General features: G+C 50.8%; 5 tRNA genes. All 5 read right to left on the reverse strand.

The features are described 5' to 3' along the window. Window positions 1–15 precede the first annotated feature (15 nt). Window positions 16–90, reverse strand: a tRNA-Gly gene (locus ACFSY7_RS10240). Window positions 91–142: 52 nt separating this feature from the next. Further along, window positions 143–227 (reverse strand) — tRNA-Leu (locus ACFSY7_RS10245). A gap of 7 nt (window positions 228–234) precedes the next feature. Then, window positions 235–309: transfer RNA gene (locus tag ACFSY7_RS10250), tRNA-Gln, on the reverse strand. 9 nt (window positions 310–318) lie between these two features. Further along, window positions 319–402 (reverse strand) — tRNA-Tyr (locus ACFSY7_RS10255). Between the two features lie 16 nt (window positions 403–418). Further along, window positions 419–494, reverse strand: a tRNA-Val gene (locus ACFSY7_RS10260). Between the last annotated feature and the right edge of the window lie 26 nt (window positions 495–520).

Genomic DNA, 520 nt, shown 5'->3' on the forward strand with positions numbered 1-520 from the left:
CCACCCCGGCATAATTGGAGCGGAAGACGAGGTTCGAACTCGCGACCCCCACCTTGGCAAGGTGATGTTCTACCACTGAACTACTTCCGCATTATGCAAAGATTAATTTTTTAATCTGGCAATATAAAATTTTAAAATAAAATGGTGCGGGTGAAGGGAGTCGAACCCCCACGCCTTGCGGCGCTAGATCCTAAGTCTAGTGCGTCTGCCAATTCCGCCACACCCGCATATAAATGGCTGGGGTACCAGGATTCGAACCTGGGCATGACGGAATCAAAATCCGTTGCCTTACCGCTTGGCTATACCCCAATATTAAAATGGTGGAGGGGGGCAGATTCGAACTGCCGAACCCGAAGGAGCGGATTTACAGTCCGCCGCGTTTAGCCTCTTCGCTACCCCTCCAGAAAAAATATTAAAATGGTGGAGGATGACGGGATCGAACCGCCGACCCCCTGCTTGTAAGGCAGGTGCTCTCCCAGCTGAGCTAATCCTCCGATATTATAATAGCCTAGCAACGTCC

This window comes from Kurthia populi (assembly GCF_042686175.1).
Lineage (GTDB): Bacteria > Bacillota > Bacilli > Bacillales_A > Planococcaceae > Kurthia > Kurthia populi.